This window comes from Streptomyces sp. NPDC096013 (assembly GCF_044763565.1).
In the GTDB taxonomy this organism is placed as follows: domain Bacteria; phylum Actinomycetota; class Actinomycetes; order Streptomycetales; family Streptomycetaceae; genus Streptomyces.
In genome coordinates, this window is sequence record NZ_JBIWGK010000003.1 from 214,456 (window position 1) to 235,289 (window position 20,834).

Annotated in this window: 21 protein-coding genes and 1 riboswitch; of the genes, 5 read left to right on the forward strand and 16 right to left on the reverse strand. The window is 69.9% G+C overall.

What is annotated here, in order from left to right; translation table 11 throughout:
- Positions 1-242: 242 nt before the first annotated feature.
- The 15 genes from ACIRB1_RS12545 to ACIRB1_RS12615 form a co-directional block, all read right to left on the reverse strand.
- Positions 243-1,214 carry an exopolyphosphatase gene (locus ACIRB1_RS12545; protein ID WP_403465505.1) on the reverse strand — a complete coding sequence of 324 codons (972 nt, stop codon included), beginning with the start codon at positions 1,212-1,214 and terminating at the stop codon, positions 243-245.
- Positions 1,211-1,837 carry a DUF501 domain-containing protein gene (locus ACIRB1_RS12550; protein ID WP_403465506.1) on the reverse strand — a complete coding sequence of 209 codons (627 nt, stop codon included), beginning with the start codon at positions 1,835-1,837 and terminating at the stop codon, positions 1,211-1,213. The genes ACIRB1_RS12545 and ACIRB1_RS12550 overlap by 4 nt, the downstream gene beginning before the upstream one ends.
- Positions 1,838-1,885: 48 nt before the next feature.
- Positions 1,886-2,362 carry a septum formation initiator family protein gene (locus ACIRB1_RS12555; RefSeq protein WP_352181961.1) on the reverse strand — a complete coding sequence of 159 codons (477 nt, stop codon included), beginning with the start codon at positions 2,360-2,362 and terminating at the stop codon, positions 1,886-1,888.
- Between the two features lie 115 nt (positions 2,363-2,477).
- Complete coding sequence (gene eno / locus ACIRB1_RS12560) at positions 2,478-3,764, reverse strand: phosphopyruvate hydratase (RefSeq protein WP_352181960.1); 1,287 nt, start codon at positions 3,762-3,764, stop codon at positions 2,478-2,480.
- Between the two features lie 331 nt (positions 3,765-4,095).
- Entirely contained in the window at positions 4,096-4,797 is a 702-nt protein-coding gene (locus ACIRB1_RS12565; protein WP_403465507.1) for a transglycosylase family protein, read from the reverse strand.
- A gap of 9 nt (positions 4,798-4,806) precedes the next feature.
- Positions 4,807-4,975: riboswitch (cyclic di-AMP (ydaO/yuaA leader) on the reverse strand.
- 192 nt (positions 4,976-5,167) lie between these two features.
- Positions 5,168-6,181, reverse strand: coding sequence for a transglycosylase family protein (locus tag ACIRB1_RS12570; RefSeq protein ID WP_403465508.1), 1,014 nt, complete (start codon positions 6,179-6,181; stop codon positions 5,168-5,170).
- 660 nt (positions 6,182-6,841) lie between these two features.
- On the reverse strand, positions 6,842-8,200 hold the full coding sequence (locus tag ACIRB1_RS12575; RefSeq protein ID WP_403465509.1) for a cytochrome P450: 1,359 nt from the start codon (positions 8,198-8,200) through the stop codon (positions 6,842-6,844).
- Positions 8,197-10,554 (reverse strand): hypothetical protein, encoded by a 2,358-nt coding sequence (locus ACIRB1_RS12580; RefSeq protein WP_403465510.1) that lies wholly within the window; start codon positions 10,552-10,554, stop codon positions 8,197-8,199. Before ACIRB1_RS12580 ends, ACIRB1_RS12575 begins: the two co-directional genes overlap by 4 nt.
- A 45-nt stretch (positions 10,555-10,599) precedes the next feature.
- Positions 10,600-11,604, reverse strand: coding sequence for a nucleoside triphosphate pyrophosphohydrolase (locus ACIRB1_RS12585; RefSeq protein WP_403465511.1), 1,005 nt, complete (start codon positions 11,602-11,604; stop codon positions 10,600-10,602).
- A gap of 150 nt (positions 11,605-11,754) precedes the next feature.
- Positions 11,755-12,402, reverse strand: a complete 648-nt coding sequence (locus tag ACIRB1_RS12590) for a SurA N-terminal domain-containing protein (protein WP_403465512.1) — start codon at positions 12,400-12,402, stop codon at positions 11,755-11,757.
- Positions 12,403-12,597: 195 nt separating this feature from the next.
- On the reverse strand, positions 12,598-13,221 hold the full coding sequence (locus ACIRB1_RS12595; RefSeq protein WP_403465513.1) for a hypothetical protein: 624 nt from the start codon (positions 13,219-13,221) through the stop codon (positions 12,598-12,600).
- Positions 13,222-13,608: a hypothetical protein gene (locus ACIRB1_RS12600; RefSeq protein ID WP_403465514.1), complete on the reverse strand. Its 387-nt coding sequence runs from the start codon at positions 13,606-13,608 to the stop codon at positions 13,222-13,224.
- A 33-nt stretch (positions 13,609-13,641) separates the two neighbouring features.
- A complete protein-coding gene (locus ACIRB1_RS12605; RefSeq protein WP_403465515.1) occupies positions 13,642-14,469 on the reverse strand; it encodes a glycoside hydrolase domain-containing protein in 828 nt (275 codons plus the stop codon).
- A gap of 601 nt (positions 14,470-15,070) precedes the next feature.
- Positions 15,071-16,846, reverse strand: coding sequence for an insulinase family protein (locus ACIRB1_RS12610; protein WP_403465516.1), 1,776 nt, complete (start codon positions 16,844-16,846; stop codon positions 15,071-15,073).
- Positions 16,843-17,808 carry a hypothetical protein gene (locus tag ACIRB1_RS12615; RefSeq protein WP_403465517.1) on the reverse strand — a complete coding sequence of 322 codons (966 nt, stop codon included), beginning with the start codon at positions 17,806-17,808 and terminating at the stop codon, positions 16,843-16,845. The genes ACIRB1_RS12610 and ACIRB1_RS12615 overlap by 4 nt, the downstream gene beginning before the upstream one ends.
- 175 nt (positions 17,809-17,983) lie before the next feature.
- Between ACIRB1_RS12615 and ACIRB1_RS12620 the strand changes: the two genes are divergently transcribed.
- Entirely contained in the window at positions 17,984-18,427 is a 444-nt protein-coding gene (locus ACIRB1_RS12620) for a hypothetical protein (RefSeq protein WP_403465518.1), read from the forward strand.
- Here ACIRB1_RS12620 and ACIRB1_RS12625 read toward each other — a convergent pair.
- Positions 18,417-18,860 (reverse strand): ATP-binding protein, encoded by a 444-nt coding sequence (locus ACIRB1_RS12625; RefSeq protein ID WP_403465519.1) that lies wholly within the window; start codon positions 18,858-18,860, stop codon positions 18,417-18,419. The genes ACIRB1_RS12620 and ACIRB1_RS12625 overlap by 11 nt on opposite strands.
- A gap of 176 nt (positions 18,861-19,036) precedes the next feature.
- On the opposite strand from ACIRB1_RS12625, the gene ACIRB1_RS12630 reads away from it, so the two are divergent.
- Genes ACIRB1_RS12630 through ACIRB1_RS12645 form a run of 4 tightly spaced genes read left to right on the forward strand, consistent with a single transcriptional unit; the run spans position 19,037 to position 20,829 of the window.
- Positions 19,037-19,873 (forward strand): helix-turn-helix domain-containing protein, encoded by an 837-nt coding sequence (locus tag ACIRB1_RS12630; protein WP_403465520.1) that lies wholly within the window; start codon positions 19,037-19,039, stop codon positions 19,871-19,873.
- Between the two features lie 8 nt (positions 19,874-19,881).
- On the forward strand, positions 19,882-20,106 hold the full coding sequence (locus ACIRB1_RS12635) for a DUF397 domain-containing protein (RefSeq protein WP_403465522.1): 225 nt from the start codon (positions 19,882-19,884) through the stop codon (positions 20,104-20,106).
- A 7-nt stretch (positions 20,107-20,113) separates the two neighbouring features.
- Positions 20,114-20,329, forward strand: coding sequence for a DUF397 domain-containing protein (locus ACIRB1_RS12640; RefSeq protein ID WP_403465523.1), 216 nt, complete (start codon positions 20,114-20,116; stop codon positions 20,327-20,329).
- A gap of 53 nt (positions 20,330-20,382) precedes the next feature.
- The gene (locus ACIRB1_RS12645; protein WP_403465524.1) at positions 20,383-20,829 is read left to right on the forward strand and encodes a hypothetical protein; all 447 of its coding nucleotides are present in this window, start codon (positions 20,383-20,385) and stop codon (positions 20,827-20,829) included.
- The last annotated feature ends 5 nt before the right edge of the window (positions 20,830-20,834 follow it).

The window sequence follows — 20,834 nt, forward strand, 5'->3', positions numbered from 1 at the left end:
TCGCCCCCGGGCACGTCGCGTGCTGGAACGGACCAGTGCCCAGATCAGCAACCCGATCAGCACGACGATCACGACGTCGAACGGCAACACTGCCGTGACTGGCACCCCGTCGCACACGCCCTGCTCACCGACCACAGGTGCGTGAGTTCCCTGCACTGACTATGCCCGACGGGTGACGCGGGCAAGGGCCGAATCGCATCGGGCTTCGCCCCGGGGCGGGAAGAGGCCGGGGTCCTGTCGCCTCAGTCGCCCTGCTTGCCCGCCTCGGCCTCTTCCGCCGCCTTGAACGCGATCCCGTCCAGGATGTCGTGCTCGCTCACCACGACCTCGCTCGCTCCGATCCGCTCCATGATCGAGAGGAGTACGAGGGCGCCCGCGCCGATGACGTCGACGCGGCCGGGGTGCATGGAGGGGATGGCGGCGCGTTCGGCGTGGGTGGAGCGGAGGAGGGACTCCGTGATCTCGCGGACCCGGTCGTAGGGGACGCGGGAGTGGTGGATGGCCTCCGTGTCGTACGCGGGGAGGTCCTGGGCGATCGCCGAGACCGTGGTGACCGAACCGGCCAGGCCGACCAGGGTGCGGGCCTCGCGGAGCGGGACCGTCTCCTCGGCGAGGTCGAGTGCGGCCTCGATGTCCGCGCGCATCGCCGTGATCTGGTCCGGGGTGGGCGGGTCGGTGACCTTGCCGTCGCGCACGAGGTGGCGCTCGGTCATGCGGACACAGCCGATGTTCACGGAACGGGCGGCGCGGACCTGGTCGTCGCCGACGACGAACTCCGTGGAGCCGCCGCCGATGTCGACGACGAGGTAGGGCTTGGCGAGGTCGTCCCGGCCCGTCAGTTCCTTGGTCGCGCCGGTGAAGGAGAGCTCCGCCTCCTCGTCGCCGGAGATGACCTCGGGTTCGACGCCGAGGATGTCCAGCACCCCACGGACGAAGTCGTCACGGTTCGAGGCGTCGCGGGAGGCGGACGTGGCGACGAAGCGGAGGCGTTCGGCGCCGAGGTCCTTGATGATCGCCGCGTAGTCACGGCAGGCCGCGAACGTGCGCTCCAGCGCCTCGGGGGCCAGCCGGCCGGTCTTGTCCACGCCCTGGCCGAGCCGGACGATCGTCATCCGCCGGTCCAGGTCGACGAGTTCACCGGTCTCCGGGGGCACGTCGGCCACCAGGAGGCGGATCGAGTTCGTACCGCAGTCGACGGCGGCGACGCGGGTCACTGGCCCTCCTCCTTCGCGTCGACGGGCTTCTCGACGGGCTTGAACGCGAAGTGGCCCGTGCCGTCCTCGGTCGTGCTCGTCTGCCAGTCCTCGCCGGTCGGCGCCGCCCCGGGCACGGACACGCACGGCCCCTTCGCCCACCACTCCGGCAGCATGGCGAGGGCCTCGTCGCCGAGCGGGTTGACGCCCGGGCCCGCGGCCAGGGAGTGGCCCACCAGGACGTGCAGGCACTTCACGCGGTCCGGCATGCCGCCCGCGCTCGGGAAGCCCTCCAGGACCTCGATGGCGTCGCGGCGCGCGATGTAGTCCTCGTGCGCGGCGCGGTAGGCGGCGGCGAGTTCGGGGTCCGTCTCCAGACGGGCCGTCATCTCCTTCATCACGCCGTTCGCCTCAAGGGTGCCGATCGCCGAGGCGGCGCGCGGGCACGTGAGGTAGTACGTCGTCGGGAAGGGGGTGCCGTCGGGGAGGCGGGGGGCCGTCTCCACCACGTCCGGCTGACCGCACGGGCAACGGTGCGCGATCGCGCGCAGCCCGCGCGGCGGACGCCCGAGCTGCTGCTTGAAGGCCTCGACGTCGGCGTCGGTGGGCTCGGTGCGCGGGGTGGGCGGCGGGGGCGTTTCCATGACTGTCTTCAGGACGTCTTTCTATGGGTCAGTTCTCGCTGGTGGTGCTCACTGGTCGGACGCGTCGGACTTGTCGACGCCGTCCCACACGTTCGCGTACCAGGGACGGTCGGCCGCCCCCAGCTCGGCGCGCGACTGCTTCGCCGCGTCCGGGTCGATCACGATGTAGCCGGTCTCCCCGGGCATCACATAGTGCAGCCGCTGCCGGATCTGCTGCTCCGCGTAGGAGTCGTCCTGCCAGCGCGCCTTGAGGTCGCGCAGCTGCTCGACGCGCTGCCGGGCCTGGTCCTGCTGCCGCTGGAGATCGGAGATCTCGGCGCGCTGGGAGACGTACTGCCTTATCGGGTACGCCAGCGCCACGATCAGGGAGCAGAGGACCAGGGCGAGGAGGGCCGCCCGGCCGGTGAGCCGGGAGCGGCGGGCCTGCCGCTTGGTCTGGGAGCGGTAGACGCGGGCCGCCGTCTGCTCGCCGAGCAGCTTGAGCCTGGTCGCGGTGGAGAACCGGTCCCGGTCCCTCACGGCCATGTCCCGCCTCCCTTCACACGTGCGTACGTCCCCGCACACGGTACGGGACCGGGTGCGGGGACGTACGTACGACTGGCTAAGGATTGACCCTGGTGGGGTCAGCCCGTTACCGGTGTCAGCCCTTGAAGCGCGGGAAGGCGCTGCGGCCCGCGTACTCGGCCGCGTCGTCGAGGATCTCCTCGATGCGGAGCAGCTGGTTGTACTTGGCGACGCGGTCCGAGCGGGCCGGGGCGCCGGTCTTGATCTGACCGCAGTTCACCGCGACGGCGAGGTCGGCGATGGTGACGTCCTCGGTCTCGCCGGAGCGGTGGGACATCATGCACTTGAAGCCGTTGCGCTGGGCCATCTCGACGGCGTCCAGGGTCTCGGTCAGCGAGCCGATCTGGTTCACCTTGACGAGCAGGGCGTTGGCGGTGCCCTCCTCGATGCCGCGGGCGAGGCGCTCGGGGTTGGTGACGAAGAGGTCGTCGCCGACGATCTGGACCTTGTCGCCGATCTTGTCGGTGATGACCTTCCAGCCGGCCCAGTCGTCCTCGTACAGCGGGTCCTCGATGGAGACGAGCGGGTACGCGGAGACGAGCTCCTCGTAGTACTCGGTCATCTCGGCGGCCGAGCGGGACTTGCCCTCGAACTCGTACTTGCCGTCCTTGTAGAACTCGGACGCGGCGACGTCGAGCGCGAGCGCGATCTGCTCGCCGGGGATGTAACCGGCCTGCTTGATGGCCTCGATGATGAGGTCGAGGGCGGCGCGGTTGGACTCCAGGTTCGGGGCGAAGCCGCCCTCGTCGCCGAGGCCGGTGGACAGGCCCTTGGTCTTCAGCACCTTCTTGAGGGTGTGGTAGACCTCGGCGCCCCAGCGCAGCGCCTCGGAGAAGGACTCCGCGCCGATCGGGGCGATCATGAACTCCTGGATGTCCACGTTGGAGTCGGCGTGCGAGCCGCCGTTCAGGATGTTCATCATCGGAACGGGCAGCAGGTGCGCGTTCGGACCGCCGAGGTAGCGGAAGAGGGGGAGGTCGCTGGCCTCGGACGCGGCGTGCGCGACGGCGAGGGAGACGCCGAGGATGGCGTTGGCGCCGAGCGAGCCCTTGTTGTCGGTGGCGTCCAGGTCGAACATGGCCTGGTCGATCAGGCGCTGCTCGGTGGCGTCGTAGCCGACGAGCTCCGGGCCGATCTGCTCGATGACGGCGAGGACGGCCTTCTCGACACCCTTGCCGCCGTAGCGGTTGGGGTCACCGTCACGCAGCTCGATGGCTTCGAAGGCACCCGTGGAGGCGCCGGACGGAACGGCGGCACGACCCGTGCTGCCGTCGTCGAGGCCGACCTCGACCTCGACCGTGGGGTTGCCTCGGGAGTCCAGGATTTCCCGGGCTACGACGACGTCGATGGACGGCACGAGCATCTCCTTCTTGGGATCTGACGCGGCTACGGCAGCACCGCAGCGGCTCTGCGAGACGAGCCTAACCGGCTCGGGGCGATTGGCCATCCGGTCGGCCGCCTGATGGACAGAACCGAGAGTAAATTGTTTCCGAACGGAACAAAAAGTCCCGGCAAGCGGCGGGCATGAGCACGGGGCGGCAGGCCGGGGGACGCAAAAAGCCCCGCTCCGGTGCGTACGGGGGAACACGCACCGGAGCGGGGGGCCCGTGTGGGACGGGGGTGGCCCTCACGGGGTCTCCATGGTGGACACCACGGATAGGAGGGAGCTGTGGTTCAGCTACGAGCCGCGTAGGTCACTTCAGGTGGAGCTGCTGACCCGGGAAGATGAAGTCGGCGTCGTCGATGATGTCCTTGTTCAGCTTGAACAGCTTCTGCCAGCCGCCCTTCACCTTGTGCTTCTCGGCGATGGAGCTGAGGGTGTCACCCTTGACGACCTTGTACTCGCCGTCACCCTTCTTGACCTTCTTGCCGGTCGGGGTGGTGACGGTCTTCTTGGCGGCCGGACGCTCGGCGGAGCGGGAGGCGGTGGTGTCGCCGCTGGAGCGCTCGCTGGTGGAGCTTCCGCTCGACGAGCTGCCGCTGTTGGAGCCGCTGGAGCTGGAGGAGCTGCCGCCGGAGTAGGAAGCGCCCGACAGGCCGGTGCCACAGGTGGGCCAGGCGCCCTTGCCCTGGGCGGCGAGAACCTTCTCGCCGATGGCTATCTGCTGGGACTTGGAGGCCTGGTTCGCGGTGGAGGCGTAGGCGGTGCCGCCGTACGCGGCCCAGGTGGACGCGGAGAACTGGAGACCGCCGTAGTAACCGTTGCCGGTGTTGATGGACCAGTTGCCGCCGGACTCGCACTGGGCGACGGTGTCCCACTCGGAGGCGGTGGCGGCGGAGGCACTGCCGGTCGCCATGAGCGGGGCGGCGATGGCGACACCGGTCACGCCGGCGAGCGTGGCGACGCGGGTGGCCTTGGACGGACGGCGGTGCTTGCCCTTGCTGGAAAACAGCATGGAAGATCCCAATCCCCTCACCGACGCCTGCGAGGTGAGCTGTCGGGTTCGGGCCGTGTGAGTTGCCCGGCCGCGCACCTCTCGGCGCACGACTTCACCCCAAGCCGCACCCGGCATCAACTGCCGGGCCCGGCACTTACCTTGGGTCCCCCGCTCCTGCCTACGGCGCTTGACGCGACGACTGTTCCCGGAGGCCGCTGGCAGGACTCGGCGTTGCGGCAACCGGTGCTCGTGGTGACGAGCGGCCTTGACCGTAGACAGAGAATCCGCGGGATTTCAAAGACGATCAGGGCTTCTGAGACTCATCCCACACTTTCGCCAAACCGGACATTCAGCGCGAAGCGTGACGTGAACTCCCGCTGTATTCCTGCTACTTTCCGCCCGTTTCCGTCCCGACGTCCAGCGTCTGACCGGCGGCGATCTGTGTCGGATCGGCGCCTATCACCTTTTTGTTCTCGGCGTAGAGCGCACGCCATCCGCCGTCGAAGCCAAGGGAGTCGGCGATGGACGCGAGGGAGTCGCCGGCGCGGACGATGTACGTCTGCGGCGTCACGCTCTCCTCGGCACTCGCCCCGCGGTGCTTCCCGACACTCTGCGGCGCGTCCACACCGCTCGCACCACCCGTGCCGCTCGCACCGCTCACGTCATCGAGCGCGCCGGTGTCGACGAGGCTCGATTTGCCCACCGCCTGGGCCGAGTTGTCCGATTCGTCGAGTTTCGGAGAGGCCTCGGCCGAGTTGCCGCTCTTCGAAGGAGTGGTGGACTTGTCGGACTTGGAGGAGTTGGTCGGGTTGTCCTTCGCGGAGGGCGAGGGGCTCGACGAGGTGCCGGACGAGTCGGAGGACGACGAATCCGTGGTGCCGGGGGTACCGGAGGTGCCGGATTCGGACAACCCGGACGAAGCGGAAGAGCCCGAGGAACCGGAGGAGTCGGAGGAGCCGCTGGAGTCCGTCGCACCGGCCGACGGGGCGTCACTCGCGACGCCGGTGTCGACGTCCGTCGAACCGGAGTTCGTGGTGAGGCCGGAGAGCAGCGCGCAGGTGAGCCACGGGGTGGTGCCCTCGGCGTCGAGGATCTTCTCGGCGACGGCTATCTGCTGGGAGCGGCTGGCCAGGTCGGGGCTCGGGGCATAGTCGAGGCCGCCGTACTTGTCCCAGTCGTCCAGGGACATCTGTAGCCCGCCGTAGTAGGCGTTGCCGCTGTTCTCGCTCCAGGAGCCGCCGCTCTCGCAGTTGGCCACCTTGTCCCAGGTGGTGCCGTCGGCGGCGTTCGCGGAGGCGGCACCGAGCAGCGGAATCGCGATGGCGGACCCGGTCACCCCGGCCGCGACGAGAAGAGCCGGAGCCTGACGGGGGCGACGGTGACGACCGTTCCCGGAGAGCATGCGGAGACCTTTCGCGTGACAGCGGGGAGCGCGCGGCGGTGGGGGGTTGGGGTCGTACGGGTCGCCGCGCTGGTAGGTGAACGTATCCACAGTCGATCACTTGTCACAAGTTAATGCCACGGAGATCACGTGAAGATCACAGAGTTGAGGAAGTGTCACTTTCGGGTTTAGGGGGCGGGGGGACGGGTTCGGGGAGGGGGTGACGGGGCGGGTTGTGTGGGTGGGGGGTCGGGTTGGCGGGGTGGGTTGCCCGGCCGGGGAGTCGGGTTGGCGAAGTGGTGTGCCTGGGTGGGGAGTCGGGTTGGTTGGCGAGGCGGGATGCCCGGATGGGAGATCGGGCTCACGGGGCGGGTTGCCTGGCTGGGGAGTTGGGTTGGCGGGGTGGGTTGCCCCGCCGGGAGGTCGGGTTCACGGGGTGGGTTGCCCGGCCGGGGAGTCGGGTTGGCGAGGCGGGATGCCCGGATGGGAAATCGGGCTCACGGGGCGGGTTGCCTGGCCGGGAGGTCGGGTTCACTGGGCGGGTTGCCCGGCCGGGAGATCGGGTTCACGCGACGGGGTGCCTGGTTAGGGAGATCGGGTTCACGGGGCCGTACGCCTGGTTGGGGAGGTCGGGTTGGCGGGGCGGGGCGACTGGTTGGTGGGTCGGGGTTCGGGGGCGGGTCACGGGGTCTGGGCGTGCGGCCGGAGGCGCTCCGGGGTGAACTCCACGGGCAGGGTGCGCAGTCCGCGCATGATGAGGCCGCCGCGCCAGCGCAAGTCGGCCGGGTCTCCCGCGAGTTGGAGGTCGGGGAGGCGGGTGAGGAGGGTGGCCAACGCGGTCTGCCCCTCCAGTCGGGCCAGCGGAGCGCCCAGGCAGTAGTGGATCCCGTGGCCGTAACCGAGGTGTTGATTGTCACGCCGTCCGAGGTCGAGGACGTCCGGGTCGGCGAACCGCTCCGGATCACGGTCCGCGGCGGCGAGCACGACCAGCACGGGGTCGCCGGCCGCGATGTCCTTCCCGCCGAGGGTGAGCGGCCGGGTGGCGAAGCGCCAGGTGGCCAGCTCCACCGGGCCGTCGTAGCGCAGGAGTTCCTCTACGCCGGTCTCGAGTAGGCCGTGCTCCCCCGCGGCCAGGGACTTCTCCAGGCGGGCGCGCTGCTCGGGGTGGGTGAGCAGGGCGTACGTGCCGTTGCCGATGAGGTTGACGGTCGTCTCGAACCCGGCGAACAACAGGATGAAGGCCATCGCGGCGGCCTCGTTCTCGGTGAGGTGCTCGCCTTGGTCGGAGGCGCGGATGAGGCCGGAGAGAAGGTCTTCGGTGGGGGTGGGGGTGTCGGGGGTACCGGGGGCGTCGGGGGGGCCGGGGAGGTTTCCGGCGGGGGGTGGGGTGGGGGCGTCGGAGAGGGCTTCGCGCTTGCGGTGGATGAGGTCGGCGAGATAGGCGCGCATCTTCTTGACCGACCGGGCGACTCCGCCGCGCGGCCCGCCGCCGTGCCGGATCATCATGCCCGCCCAGTCACGGAAGTCGTCCTGGTCCTCGCGGGGAACGCCGAGCAGGTCGCAGATGGCGTAGATGGGGAGCGGGAACGCGAAGTCGTGGATCAGATCGGCGGAGCCCTCCGCAGCGAACCGGTCGATCAGATCGTTCGTCAACTCCTGCACCCGGGGCGCGAATTCGGCCACCCGGCGGGGTGTGAACGCCTTGCTGACCAGCCGTCGCAGCCGTGTGTGGTCCGGCGGGTCGATGTTGAGCAGATGCGTCATCAGCTCGGCCTTGCGCTCACCGGGGATACCGGTCTTGCCCTTGGCGTGCGCCGGTTCGTCGTGATGCGCGGGGTTCTTGGAGAGCCGCGGGTCGGCGAGCGCCTGCTTGGCATCGGCGTAACGGGTGACCAGCCAGGCCTCCACCCCACTGGGCAGCCGCGTCCTGTGCACCGGCTCGTGCTCGCGGAGCCAGGCGTAGGCGGGGTAGGGGTTGGTGGCGAACTCCCAGCTGAAGAGTTCCGGGGCGGTGTGGTGGGGGTGCGGCTGGTCTGTCACTCCTTGACGGTATCCGGGGTGCGGGGGCGCTCCACGATGGCCTTCAGGGCAGCGGGGTGTCCCATCTCGGCGGCTTTGCGGTACCAGACGCCGGCCTCCTCGGACTTGCCCTGCTTGTCGAGGAGGGCGGCGAGGCGGTAGGCCGCGTAGGAGTCGCCGGCCTGGTAGCCCCTCTCGTAGTACCTACGGGCTTCGGCCGGCTCTCCCTGCTCTTCCAGTACGACGCCGTAGTGGGCGTTGTCCAGCGGGTAGGCCTCCGAGAACGAGAAGCGGCCCCTTGTCTCCTCCAGCGGCTGCGGCCCTGTCCCCAGGTGCGCCAAGAGCTCGGCCGCCGGTCCGTCGCCCGCGGCCACCGCCCGTGCCAGCCATACCTGGGCCGCCCCATGCCCGTTGCACAGCAGATGGAGCATGCCCGAGCTTCTCGCTACCTCGGCGTATCCCTGTTGCTCCGCCAGAAGATAGGAGTTCTCCGCCTGGATGAGATCGCCCGCAGCGAGGCAGAGATCACCCAGTTGACGGGCCGCTTGTGGATTGCCCGACTCGGTCGCCGCTTCGAACCACTGAAACGCCCGGTCCCGGAGCAGCGTGCCCAGCAGCGTGGCTGCCACGTGGTCCCCAGCCTCGGCCGCCAACTCCAGGAAGAGTTCCGCCTCTCTGCTCTCACCCCGCTCCACGAGCAGCCGCCCGAGATGCCCTGCGGACTCGGTCCATCCCGCCTCCGCCGCCCGCCGGAACCAGGACTCGGCCTTCTCTCCTTCCCCCTGACTCCTTTCGAGAAGGCCCAGGGCATGCATGGCCGACCCGTCCCCCGCCTCGGCCTCCCCTGTATACGCCGCCCGCGCCCCGGCGACGACACCCTCCACGTCGTGCGCCGACGGATCCGCCCGCGCCGCCTCCACCGCCTGCCCCCACACCCACCCGGCAACGGCCGGAAACCCGTCGTCCTGCTCCGCGGTGTGCACGAAATACGGCAGCACGTTCCCGAAGGGACCTGTCTCCCGGTCGTTCTGTTCCGCCGTGCGCACGGCATACGGCAGTACGTCCTCGAAGGGTCTCGTCTCCCGGTCGCTGCATCGCATCATGCGCAGCGACCCGTACCGCCTGCGCCCCACCCACTCCCAGGCGTCGTCCAGGGATTCCCGTTCGAGACCCGCGATGCCGTACCCGTCGTGGACCGTCACCAACAGGTCGCGCGGCAGCGGTCCCGTCAGTCCGCACCGGGCCAGGTCCACCGCCGCCCGCACCAGCGCGTGGGCACGGGGGTGCCGCTGGGGGTTCCGGGCGCGCCGCCAGTCGTTCCAGAGGCGCTGGCCGATGGCGAGGTACGTGGCGACTCCCACCGTGCCGCTCTCGCGGACCGCCTCGGTGAGCCGGGGGTCCCCTGTCCTCTCGGCACGCTCCAGTTCGGCGGGTGACCAGGTCCGGGGAAGTTCGACGAGCTGGGCCAGGTCCAACAGGCGTCCGTGCGCGGACGTCCCGACGCATTTGTCGTAGGCCTCGTCCCGCATCGTCGCCACTACGACGGCCTCCAACGCGCTCAGCTGGGACAGCAGTCGTGGTTCCAGGCCACGGCCCCCGAGATGTCCGTCGAGGTCGTCGAGCCAGATGACACACCGCTCCGCCCGGCCGCGCAGCAGCGCGGGCAGCTCGCGCAGATCCTCGTTCCGCGCGGGCGCAAACACCCGGTGGCCCGGGAGCACTTGGGCCATCGCGGCGAGCGCTGCACGCGACTTCCCGACGTACGCCTGCCCGAGGACCACGACCAGGCCGCTCTCCGAACGCGCCTGCCCCACAGCCGAGTTGATGGCATCGTCCTGATCCCGCCGCACGTACGGCGGCAGCACCGGCAGTCCCTTCATGCGCCGGGTCGGCCGGACTCCGTGCGTGAGCGGCTCGACGTCCTTCGCCAACAGCCAGGCCGGTGCGGCCGGTTGAGTGCCGTCCGGCGCGGGGACGGCGTAGGAGTTGTGCACGGTCTGGACGCCGATGACCTGCCCGTTGAAGGTGCCCTCACGGAAGTCGAACAGGTCGCCGGAATCGGGGGTGGGAGGCGAAGCCGGGGCCAACTGGGAAACGAGGGAGCGGAGTGCATCGTCCTTCTCCGAGCCGGGCGTCGCCCGGATTGCCTCGCGAAGGCGATTGCGCCAGAACGCCTGTCCCCGACCGGAGCGGTCAGTCGCGGGGCCCGCAGTCCCGACTTCCCGGGCGACGGCATACATCCCGTGCCGTTCGAACCAGTCCACGAAATCGGCCCGATCCCAGCCCTGGTCGGAAGTACCCGGCCCGCCCGCCAACACCTCGGCCGCCATACCGACCAGCCGCTCCAACTCCCCGTCGTCCACACGCTCCCCCACACCCGAAACCGTCCCTGTCCCAACGGTACTGAGCCGACGCCCCCGTCACAGCCCGGAGCCGCGCCCCTCCACCCCTCTGATCGCATCCCGATAAGCCCGCCCCGCCGCCCGCAACGCCGCCTCCGGATCGACCCCGGCCGCCTCCGCCCGTACGGCGAGCGCAAGCAACTCGTACCCGATGCCGTCGTCCCCCGTGGGCAACGGCACCTCAAGTCCCGCCGTCCGTACGCGTGATGCGAGCTTCGACGCGAGGGCCAGGCCGGGCTGGCCCATGGGGATGCCCTCGGTGATGGAGGTGCGCTGCTTCTCCTCCGCCTTGGTCCGCAGCCAATGGGCCTTCACCTCCTCGGGAGTCGACGCCGTCTCGTCGCCGAAGACGTGGGGGTGGCGGTGGATCAGCTTGGTGACGATGCCGGCGGCCACGTCGTCGATCGAGAAGGGGGCGTCGGGGTCCTCCTCCGCGATGCGGGCGTGGAAGACGACCTGGAGGAGGACGTCACCGAGCTCCTCGCGCAGTTCGTCGCGGTCGCCCTCCTCGATCGCCTCGACGAGTTCGTACGCCTCCTCGATGCCGTACTTCGCCAGGCCCTTGTGCGTCTGCTGCGACGACCAGGGGCACTCGAGGCGGATGCGGTCCATGACCTGGACGAGATCGAGGAGGCGGGCGCCGGGAAGGTCGTAGGAGGCGGGGAGCAGTTCCAGGTCCGGCATCTGGATGCGTCCGGAACCGGCGAGGCGGGCCAGGCCGTCGGTGAGGGTGGGCTCGCCCTCACCGGTGGCGACGACCACCACCGTGGCGCCGCTCGCGCAGGCCGCGACCAGTTCCTCGGCGGTCGGGGCCGCCTCGGCGACGGTTATCCCGGCCTCGCGCAGATATGGCAGCTGCGGGTGCGCACCGTCCGCGCACAGCACCTGGTCCGCGTCGCGCAGCGCCTGCCACGCGGGCCAGGACAGCAGGCCGGGGGCGACACGGTGGCTGGTGGTGAGCAGGACGATGCGGCCGGGGGCGGGGACCGGGGTGCCGTCGGGGGCGGGGCTGGTTGCGTTCACCCCCCGAACGTAACCCACGCCGCCGACAGCCCCGGAGTTATCCACAGGCCGTCGTGCACCGGCCCCCGCTGTTGTCCACAGGTCAGCCCGTGCACCCCGGCCCGGGGTCGGGTCGGCCCGCGATCCGCCGCCCGCCGAGCCTCCGTACCGCTACGCCGACTGCTGCGTCTGCTTCGCCGTGACCTCGCGTACCCACGGCGTCTTCGCGTCCACCCGGCTGCTCTTCTCCACGTCCCACGTGCCGTAGCGCGGGTTGAGGTCGACGTGGAGTTCCTTGGAGGCGGTGGAGAGGGCCTTCCAGAAGGCGGGCTGGGTGGTGTCGGTGCCGAGTTTCGCGGCGAGTTTGCGGCCCTCGACCTGGAGGCGGAGGTTCTCGTCGAGGCGCTGCGGGGGGACCCCGTACTGGGCGAGCCAGGTCGCCTCCAGGGCCTTGGAGCCGCCCGCCTGCTGGGCGAGGCCGGCCCGCATGTCCTGGATGTCCTTGCGGGTGACGGTGACCCCGGCGTCCCGCGCGGCGCGGTGGACGACCTGGTCGAAGACCATGCCGTAGAGCGTCTCGCGGGTGAGGCCGCCGGTGGTGGCGACGGCCCGCTCGTACTGCGCCTCGTTCTGGACGGACGCCCGCTGGGCCGTGCGCACCTCGTTGACCCGGCTCTGCAGCTGCCCGACGGTGATGCGCTGGCCGCCCACGACGGCCGCGGCGCCTGGATGCGTATCGTTTCCGCAGGCGGTCAGGGCGGGTGCCGCAGCGGCGATCACGGCGGTGAGGACGAGCGCGGTGCGACGGCGGCGGTGCAAGGAAGCCTCCCGAGGAGATTGCAATAACAGGTGCGGCGCGCGGCCTCTCCATCAGGGGTGGTGGTCGGGCGACGGGCGGGCGCACAAAGTCTTGCGGTGATCGATGTTAGGCAGTGGGTCGGCTGTGGCCAACCCATTCGACCAACGATTCACCGGGACTTCGGGCACCGCCGCGCATGGGCACGCACGCGTGCGCTAGTTCCGCGCGTCCACCACGCGCTCCACGGCCGCCGCGACCGCCTCGCGGAGCCCGTCCCCGGTGGGCACCCAGGACACGTTCGCGGCGGTCTTGCCTCCGTTGGCGGCGCCGACGAGTACGAAGCCGACCTTCGCGTACCGCCCCGTCGTCTCCTGTGCCGCCTTCACCTCCGCGCCGCCCACCGCGAGGACGACCTCGCAGGAGCTCTGGAGCATGGCGTTGAGGAAGGGGCGCGCGTTCGCGGTGCTCTGTTCGCCGGTCACCGAGGAGTAGGTCACGCGTGTGTGCGTCCTGAGCGACGCGTCCTGCATGCCCCGCCAGACCGTGGCGGCCGTGCCGCCGTTGATGCCTTGGTGGTCGGTGAGCAGGCAGGCGTCGGTGTCGGTGTAGTGCCGGGCCCGGGTGGCGGGGATCGGCGGCCGGCTGTCGTGCCTGGAGAGGACGATTCCGGTCACGATCACCGCGAGGAGGACGGCGAGCGCCGTAGCGATCATGGCGATAGTGCGACCGCCGAGCGCACGCAGCCCGGCCACCACGGCATGCCCCACGCGCGTGAGCCGTCGCTGTCTCTCCACCGGGACCGGACGCGCCTGCGTGACCTGCCGGACCTGCTTGCCCATCTACCGCTGCTCCTCGGCCCGTTCGACCGCCGGGCCACGTGTCTGTTCTGCGGCCAGGTCCCGCGCCCGCCGCGGCCACGCCCGCCACGCGTGCGCCGAGGCGCCCGCCATGGAGAGCGCGACCAGCAGCAGGTCCACGCCGAACAGCGCGCCGTGCGTGTCGACCGGCGTCAGCGCGAGTTCGGTGATCCAGGCCGCGAGGACCGCGGTGAACCCGGCGAAGACGAGCCAGTCGGCGCGGGTGCGGCGGCGCAGGGCGAGGACGAGGGACGGGACGGGACAGAGCAGGCCCAGGCTGACGACCGGCAGCGCGGCGAAACCCACGCGCACGGCCGGCGTCCGCAGCACCGGCGCGGCGGACGCCCGCAGCACCCTCAGCATCCTCATCGCCCTCACTCCTCGCCCTTCAGCAGTCGGCGCTCAGCCGGTGATGGCCACCGGCGCGTCCCACGCGTCGCGGTCCACGGTGATCGTGTAACCGCCGCGGGTCTCCTTGCTGTTGACGAGGTACTGGTGGGCGCGGCTGTGGCCGGTGAACTGGGTGGAGCCCCACGGCCAGTCCGAGGTGGTCGTGTTGACCTTGTCCCACAGCGCGTACCAGAGGTTGCCCGGCAGGTCCGTCTTGTCGGTCGCGGTCGCGATCGCCTTGGCGCTGGAGCTGGAGAAGCCGTAGAGGCCGCCGCGGTAGATCTTGGCGTGCAGTTCCTTGTCGAAGGCGCGCACATAGGTCAGCACGGCGTTGTTGCAGGACGTGTTCGTCGTGTCGTACGACTCCATGTCCAGGTAGACCGGGCTGCCGGCCTTGAAGCCGAGCGCCGCGGACTTGGCGACCGCGTCGTCCGCCTCGGACTTGCCGACGGCCGCGGCGGTGCCGGCGCTGATCTTCACCGAGCCGCCGGAGCCGCAGGACGGCTGGGAGCCGACGTAGAGCGGGATGAACTTCCAGCCGACCGTGGTGAGGGACTTGACCCAGGAGGCGGTGAGGTTGGGCTGGGCGCAGCCGCGGTTCTTGCCGCCGATGTAGACGGCGGCGGCACCGTAGGCACCGTCGGTGTGCCAGGCCTTCATCGCGGCGAGGGAGGGGGCGGCACAGGTGTCGAAGGCGCGGCCCGTGTAGGTCTTCTGCGCGGGCCAGGTGGTGGCGGCCATCGAGTTCGTCGCGGCGATACCGCCTCCGGCGACGACGGCGGCACCCGCGACGCCCCAAGCGATGTATCTGCGCTTCTTCGACTGCCGGTGCTCGGACACGGAAAACCCCACCCCTGTTCATGACAAGCGGACATGTACGACGTCCGCCGGAAAATTGTCGGCCCCTCGGGGGCCCCGGAAGCTGCGCGGGTCCGGCGCGGCGACGCCGTAGGACTACGGTCGTACGGCCCTGTGTACGGAACCGTCCGTGCGCGCGCGGGACTTGGGACCCCAGCGAATCGCACGATAATCGACGGTGTCCTTCGACCTGGAAAACGGATCCTCTCGATCGCCACAAGATTCCCTCACGACACGGCAAAAACTCTCGTCCCGGGGAACGCGGGCCGGACAAACGCCGTACCAGTGCGCGGGCCTGGCGGGCGTCCGCCGGGTCGCGGGACGGTTCACATGGCCTTTCGTCCCCCGGGCGGCGGCCTGTGCCACGCCTTGGCCCGGCCTCGGGGGGGGGTTGGCATGGCAAAACGGCTCGCTGGGGCGTGTTCGCGTCCTGGCGGTCGTGCTGACCATGCTGACGGCCGCCGGACTGCTGCTGTTCGGAATGTTCGACACCCCGCCCCCGAAGCGGCAGCTGTACGTGGCATGCCGGTACCCCCGCAACAGGGGAACCCGTACCTGCGGTAGATCCCCTGCCTCCGGTGGATCACGTCCGCCGGGTGCGCCGCAGGATCCGTACCGCGGGCCAGACGATCAGTCCGGTGACGGCCCACAGGAAGGCCGAGAGGCCCAGCCATTCGCCGGTGCCGCTGTCGGGGTCGTGGCCAAAGACCGTCGTCGCGAGCGCGACGAAGGCGAACAGCCCGCCGAGGAGGAAGAACACGACGAGCGCGGCGGTCTGCCCGCCGGTGCGCCGGGCGGGCGCGGCACCACCGCTCTCGGCGGTCGGCGCCGACACGGGCGCCTCCGCGCGCGGGGCGCTCCGCCGAGGCGGCAACTGCACGCGCGCGTGCGGCGGTACCGCCGCGTCGAGCATCGCCATCGTGTGCGCGTCGACGCCGTAGAGCCCCGGTTCCACGGAGACGGCGAGACCGTCGGTGCCGATGAGCCGCCGGCCACCGTCGGGCCAGCTGAGCACGGCGGCGCAGGAACGGTACGGCACGGTCACCGCGAGGTCGCTCCCGTCACGTCCACGCACGGTCACGCTGACCCCGTCGTCCCCCACCACCAGCGCGGATCCGTCCTTGGCCACCGCCTCGAAACGCCGCCCGGTGACGGCGTACGTCGAACGGACCGGCGCCTCCACGTACCCCGCCCAGTCGGCACTGTGCCCCGAGGGCACCTGCAACAGCGCGGTCCCGGCAGCCTCCAGGGCCACCGCGTGCAGCTGACCGGGCGTCACCGACCACAGCTCGTGGCGCAGTTCGTCGAGCCCGCGCGGCGGCCGTCCGGCGAGCAGGTCCTCCGCCGCCCCCGGCAGCCGTCGTACGGCCGCGTCGGCCGCCGTCAGTCCCGCGTCGGCCCGCGCCCGTACGGCCTCCAGGTCTGCCTGCGCGATACGGCCGGCCTGGAGCGCGGCGAGGACGTCGACGAAGCCGCCGAGCACCGCGTCCTGCTTGGCGGGCAGGGAGTCCGCGAAGGCGGTGAGGAGGGCGTGGCCGTCGCGGCGGGAGGTGTAGTCGGTGGCGGCGGTGTAGGAGTTGCCGTCCTCCTGGCGCAGGGCGCGGGAGAGTTCGCGTTCCAGGACACCGGCGTAGAGTCGGGCGGCGGTGGTGTCGGTGACGACGGCGTCGAGGAGGACTCCGCCCTGGCCGTCGGCGAAGTGGGCGGGTGTGGTGGGGAGCGCGGAGGTGACGGCGGGGAGCGGGTGGCGGGTGCCCGGGGGCAGCTTGAGCGCGAGTCCGGCGGGGAAGCGCTCGCCGGCGATCCACAGCACGGCGTTGCCGGCGGTGAACCAGGTTTCCGTCCAGTGCCGTACGTCCTCCGGGCGCAGGTTCCTGACCCCCCACTCCGGGTAGCTGACCAGGCCGTAGCCCTGGGCGCCGTAGCGCCACAAGGGGAGTTGGCCGGTCTCGCGGCGGGACTCCTCCGTCCGTAGGATCTCCTTCTCCGTCTCCAGGCGCTCCATGGGGAGGTCGGCGAGGGAGGCGCACACGCCGTGAAGATAGTCGACGATCTCGTGTTCGGCGCCCTCCACGTGGAAGTGGGTGAAGGCGGCCTTGGTCGCGCCGTTGTAGTGGTAGTCGGCGAGACCGTGGCGGTACAGGGCGAGGTGTTCGACGAGGTGCGTGACACCGGCGCGGGCGAGGGTCTCGTCGGCGATGCCGACGCGGAAGACGAGGCCGGCGCGGAGGGGGCCGGGGGCGTAGGCGAAGAGGGTGGGGATGCCGTCGACTTCGGTGAGGTGGATGGCGTTCATGCTGGCGGCGGCGGGCTGACTGTCCTGGGAGGCCTGGGGGTTCTGGGGGTCCCGGGGGTTCATCTTCGGCCTCTCAGGGCGGAGTTGGCGATGTCGCGGTGCTGGACGTACGCCTCGGCGGGCTTGCCGAGGTAACTCCACGGATAGTCGGAGGCGAGGTTGCCGAGCGCCCGGAAGTGCGCGGCGGCCTGCGCGGTGTCGCCGATCAGCGAGAACAGCGCGGCGAAACTGCCCTGCACGGTGACCCAGCCGTACGGCCGCGCGAACTGCGGGTGGAACACGGAGCGTTGGGCGGCCTCGACGAGTTCGGCGTGCACGTGGGGTTGCTGGAGATATTCGCTGCGCTTGTCGTCGGCACCGAGGTCGAGCCAGTGCTCGACGTGCGCCTCGGCGACGAGCCCGCCGTTCAACGCCCCTGCGGGGGCGGTCAGTAGACACTCGCGCGCGAACCCGTGGGCCTCCTCCCAGGTGCCGCCCCACTTGGGGCAGAGCTTCTGGAGGAAGCGGGCCTGGCCGGTGAAGTGGTGGGGGTGGTAGCGGGCGAGGCGGTTGTAGCGGCGCCGACTCTCGTTCTGCCCGAGCGACAGCCCGCGGGCGGTGTTGAGACGGGCGGCCCAGGCGGCGTCGTAGGAAGGGTCCAAAGCCGTTGCCTGGATGAGGAGTTGCTCCGCCTCTCGCAGGTGTTCGTGGAACGCCTTGAACTGCTCGCGGCTGACGTTCTTGGCTCGCGCGCCGGTCCGTATCTCCCACCCGGCCTCGATGAGCCGGGTCCCGAGCACGGTGAGCGCGAGAACGTCGTGCGGTACGGCGGCGAGTTGCCGTCGCAGCGCGTGCTCGAAAGCGTCGTCCTCCGCCAACACCCCCACGACGAAGGCCCGGTCGGTACCGGGCGGCAGGCTGTCGTGGTACTGCCGGATCGCGGCCCAGTCGGCCGCGGCGGCGGCCTGACGCAACCAGGTGACCTCCGGGAAGGCGGACGCGAGTTCGAAGTCGGGGCCTGGATCGGCTCCGGGGACGGATGACATGCGGCGGATCCTAGGCGAGCCCTGTGACATCGCGGATGGCGGGGAATCCGCAGGTCAGACATGGGGTGAGCGTGGGTTTGACTTGACCTTCGCCCTACCTTTCGTCCAACTTCCGTTCACCAGAAGCTCATATTGTCCGCACCTTTCTGTACTCACGCCCCCCAGGAGCGACGCCATGTCCCTGAACGCCCGCCGTAACCGCCAACTCCTCGAAGCGGCGGCCCCGTTGCTCCTCCAGGGCGAACGGGTTGAGTTCACTTCCCTGGCCGCGATCGGCTCGGTATCGGTCCGCAAGCAAGCCCTGACGGCGGCCGTGGTGGGGGTGTTGAGCGCGGGAACGGTGATGGCCACGGTCACTCCACGCCCCCTGTACATAGTCCTGACCGACCAGAGAGTCCTGTTCTTCGACGGCAACAGGGGCGGGAAACCAGGCAAGTTGATGCTGAACCTGCCACGTCCGTACGTCTCGGCGGGCGGTTCGAAGAAGGCGTTCCTGGGGTTGCAGTTCACCACGAGGCTGTCGGTGGCGGGGCAGGAGCAGGGGTTGAAAGTCACGTTCCCGGTCCAGCACCGGGGGGATGGACCGCGGTTCGTGGCGGCGTTGCCGGTCACGCGGTAAGCAGCTCGCACCAGACGTATTTGCCGCGCGCGCCGTGCCTGGCTGAGGGCTGCCAGCCCCAGAGATCGGCACATGCCTGGACGAGCGCGAGCCCTCGTCCGCCCTCGGCATCCTCGGAGGCTGCAATCAGCTCCAACGGCTCTGGCGGGGGCGGAGGTTCGGGATCGGCGTCCCAGGCCCCGATCCGCAGTACCCCTGCCTCCCAGCGGACGCGCAGGTCGGCGGGTCCTTTCGTATGCCGTACGGCGTTGGAGACCAACTCGGTGGCAAGAAGTTCGGCGGTGTCGACGAGGCCGATGAGTCCGTGGACGGTGAGGATGAGGCGGAGGGTGCGGCGGCTTACGGTGACGGCTCGGGGGTCGTTGGGGATGGAGAGGGAGTACTCCCAGGGGGCGGTGGCGACGGGTCCGGCCTCAGACTCGTTTTCAAGCATGGGTCAACTCCGGTCAGGTGAAGGGGAGTTCGCGCGGTGGCTCGGCCACGACCATCACGGCATGACGGAGTGGTGCACTTCCGCAGGGTATGCGTTGCGTAACCAACCGTAGGGATAACCTGTCATCCCAGACAAGCGGATCGCGTAATCTGCCCTCGAACGAGGAGGAGCAATCGATGGTCCTGAGGCGCGAACCAACGGCACGACAGATGCGCCTGGGCATCGAGTTGCGCAGACTCCGCGAGGCAGCGGGGCTCACCGCCGTCGACGCCGCGGCGCTGCTCGGAGCGGGTCGCGTCCAGATCAGCCACATCGAAGCCGGAATCGTGGGCGTGAGCGAGGAACGGGTACGCCGCCTCGCATCCCACTACGCCTGCACGGACGAGGAGTTCATCGACGCGCTGGTCGCTATGGCAACCGATCGGACGCGGGGCTGGTGGGAGGAGTACCGGGGTCTGCTGCCCACGTCGTTCCTGGATCTGGCCGAGCTGGACCATCACGCCGCGTTCTTGCACGAGGTAGCGATCCTGTATGTGCCGGGCCTGCTACAGACGGAGGACTACGCCCGCGCGGTGTTCTCCGCCAGGGTCCCCGAACTCACCGACGAAGAACTTGAGTTGCGCGTCCAACATCGCCTGCGGCGTCAACAGCTCCGCATGCCCTACGAGTTGGTGATCCACGAGTCAGCACTGCGCATCAGGGTCAGCGACCGCGCAGCCTCCCGAGCCCAACTCACCAAGCTTCTCGGACTCTCCGAAGCGGACGACATCACCGTCCGCGTCATCCCCTTCGACCTGGACGGCTTCGCAAGGGCCGCCAGCGCGATGACGTACGCGGGCGGCCCCGTTCCCAAACTGGACACGGTCGTACGCGACGTACCCCACGGCTCGGCCTTCATCGACTCCGAAGCACAGCTCAGCGCCTTTCGAACGCGCTTCCGTAAGGTGGAAGCCGTGTCACTCGACCCCGAACGGTCGCGCGACTTCATCGACCGACTGGCGAAAGAGCTGTGAGACACCCCATGGACAACTGGCGGAAGTCGTCCTACTCGGGCCCGGACGACGGCAACAACTGTGTGGAGATCGCGAACTCCCCCACCCATACACACGTGTCCATACGCGACTCGAAGGCGCCGGCCAGGGCCATACTCACCTTCCCCGGCGGAACCTTCCATGCCTTCATCGAGACCCTCAAGACGGACGAAGAGACGCGTGCTTTCATCCGCGAACTGGTTCAGAAGCCGTGAGGTAGCCATGGACAACTGGCGGAAGTCGTCCTACTCAGGCCCGGACGACGGCAACGAGTGCGTGGAGATCGCGAACTCCCCCACCCATACACACGTGTCCGTACGCGACTCGAAGGCGCCGGCCAGGGCCATAATCACGTTCCCCGCAGGGGCCTTCGCCACGTTCGTAGACACGGTGAAGGCAGACATGACCCGCGCGCACACCGCGATGCGGGCGAGCTGAGAGCCAGGAGCGGCATCACCGTGCCAAGCCCAGACATCGCCGTCGGAGCCGCTGTGACCATCACTGAGGGCCCGTTCGCAACACTTCGGGCGACGGTCACAGAGATCGATGCCCCGACACAAAAGATCAAGGGCGTCATCAAACTGTTCGGCCGCCACTCTCCGGTCGAACTCACCTTCACCGGCACGCCGAACGAACTACGAGTGACAGCAGTGCAGGACCGCTCACAGATCATCGCCACGCACAGAGACGCCACACGCCACTTCGGGGTCGTAGGATGCATCACCTCCGGCAAAGACGCAGGCCGCTACATCCGGGTCGATGGAATGGCCGCCCTCGACGAGCCCGCTGCGGAGCACACAGGATCGGCGGAAGTGATGATTCGCGTCGCCGACGACCCCGGCATGCAGATCAACTGCGTCGGCGAATGGGTAGAGGACTGGGCAGGCGTGGAGGAGTCGTTCCGACTCGATCACCGCCAGGTCGACTGGGACCATTGAACTTC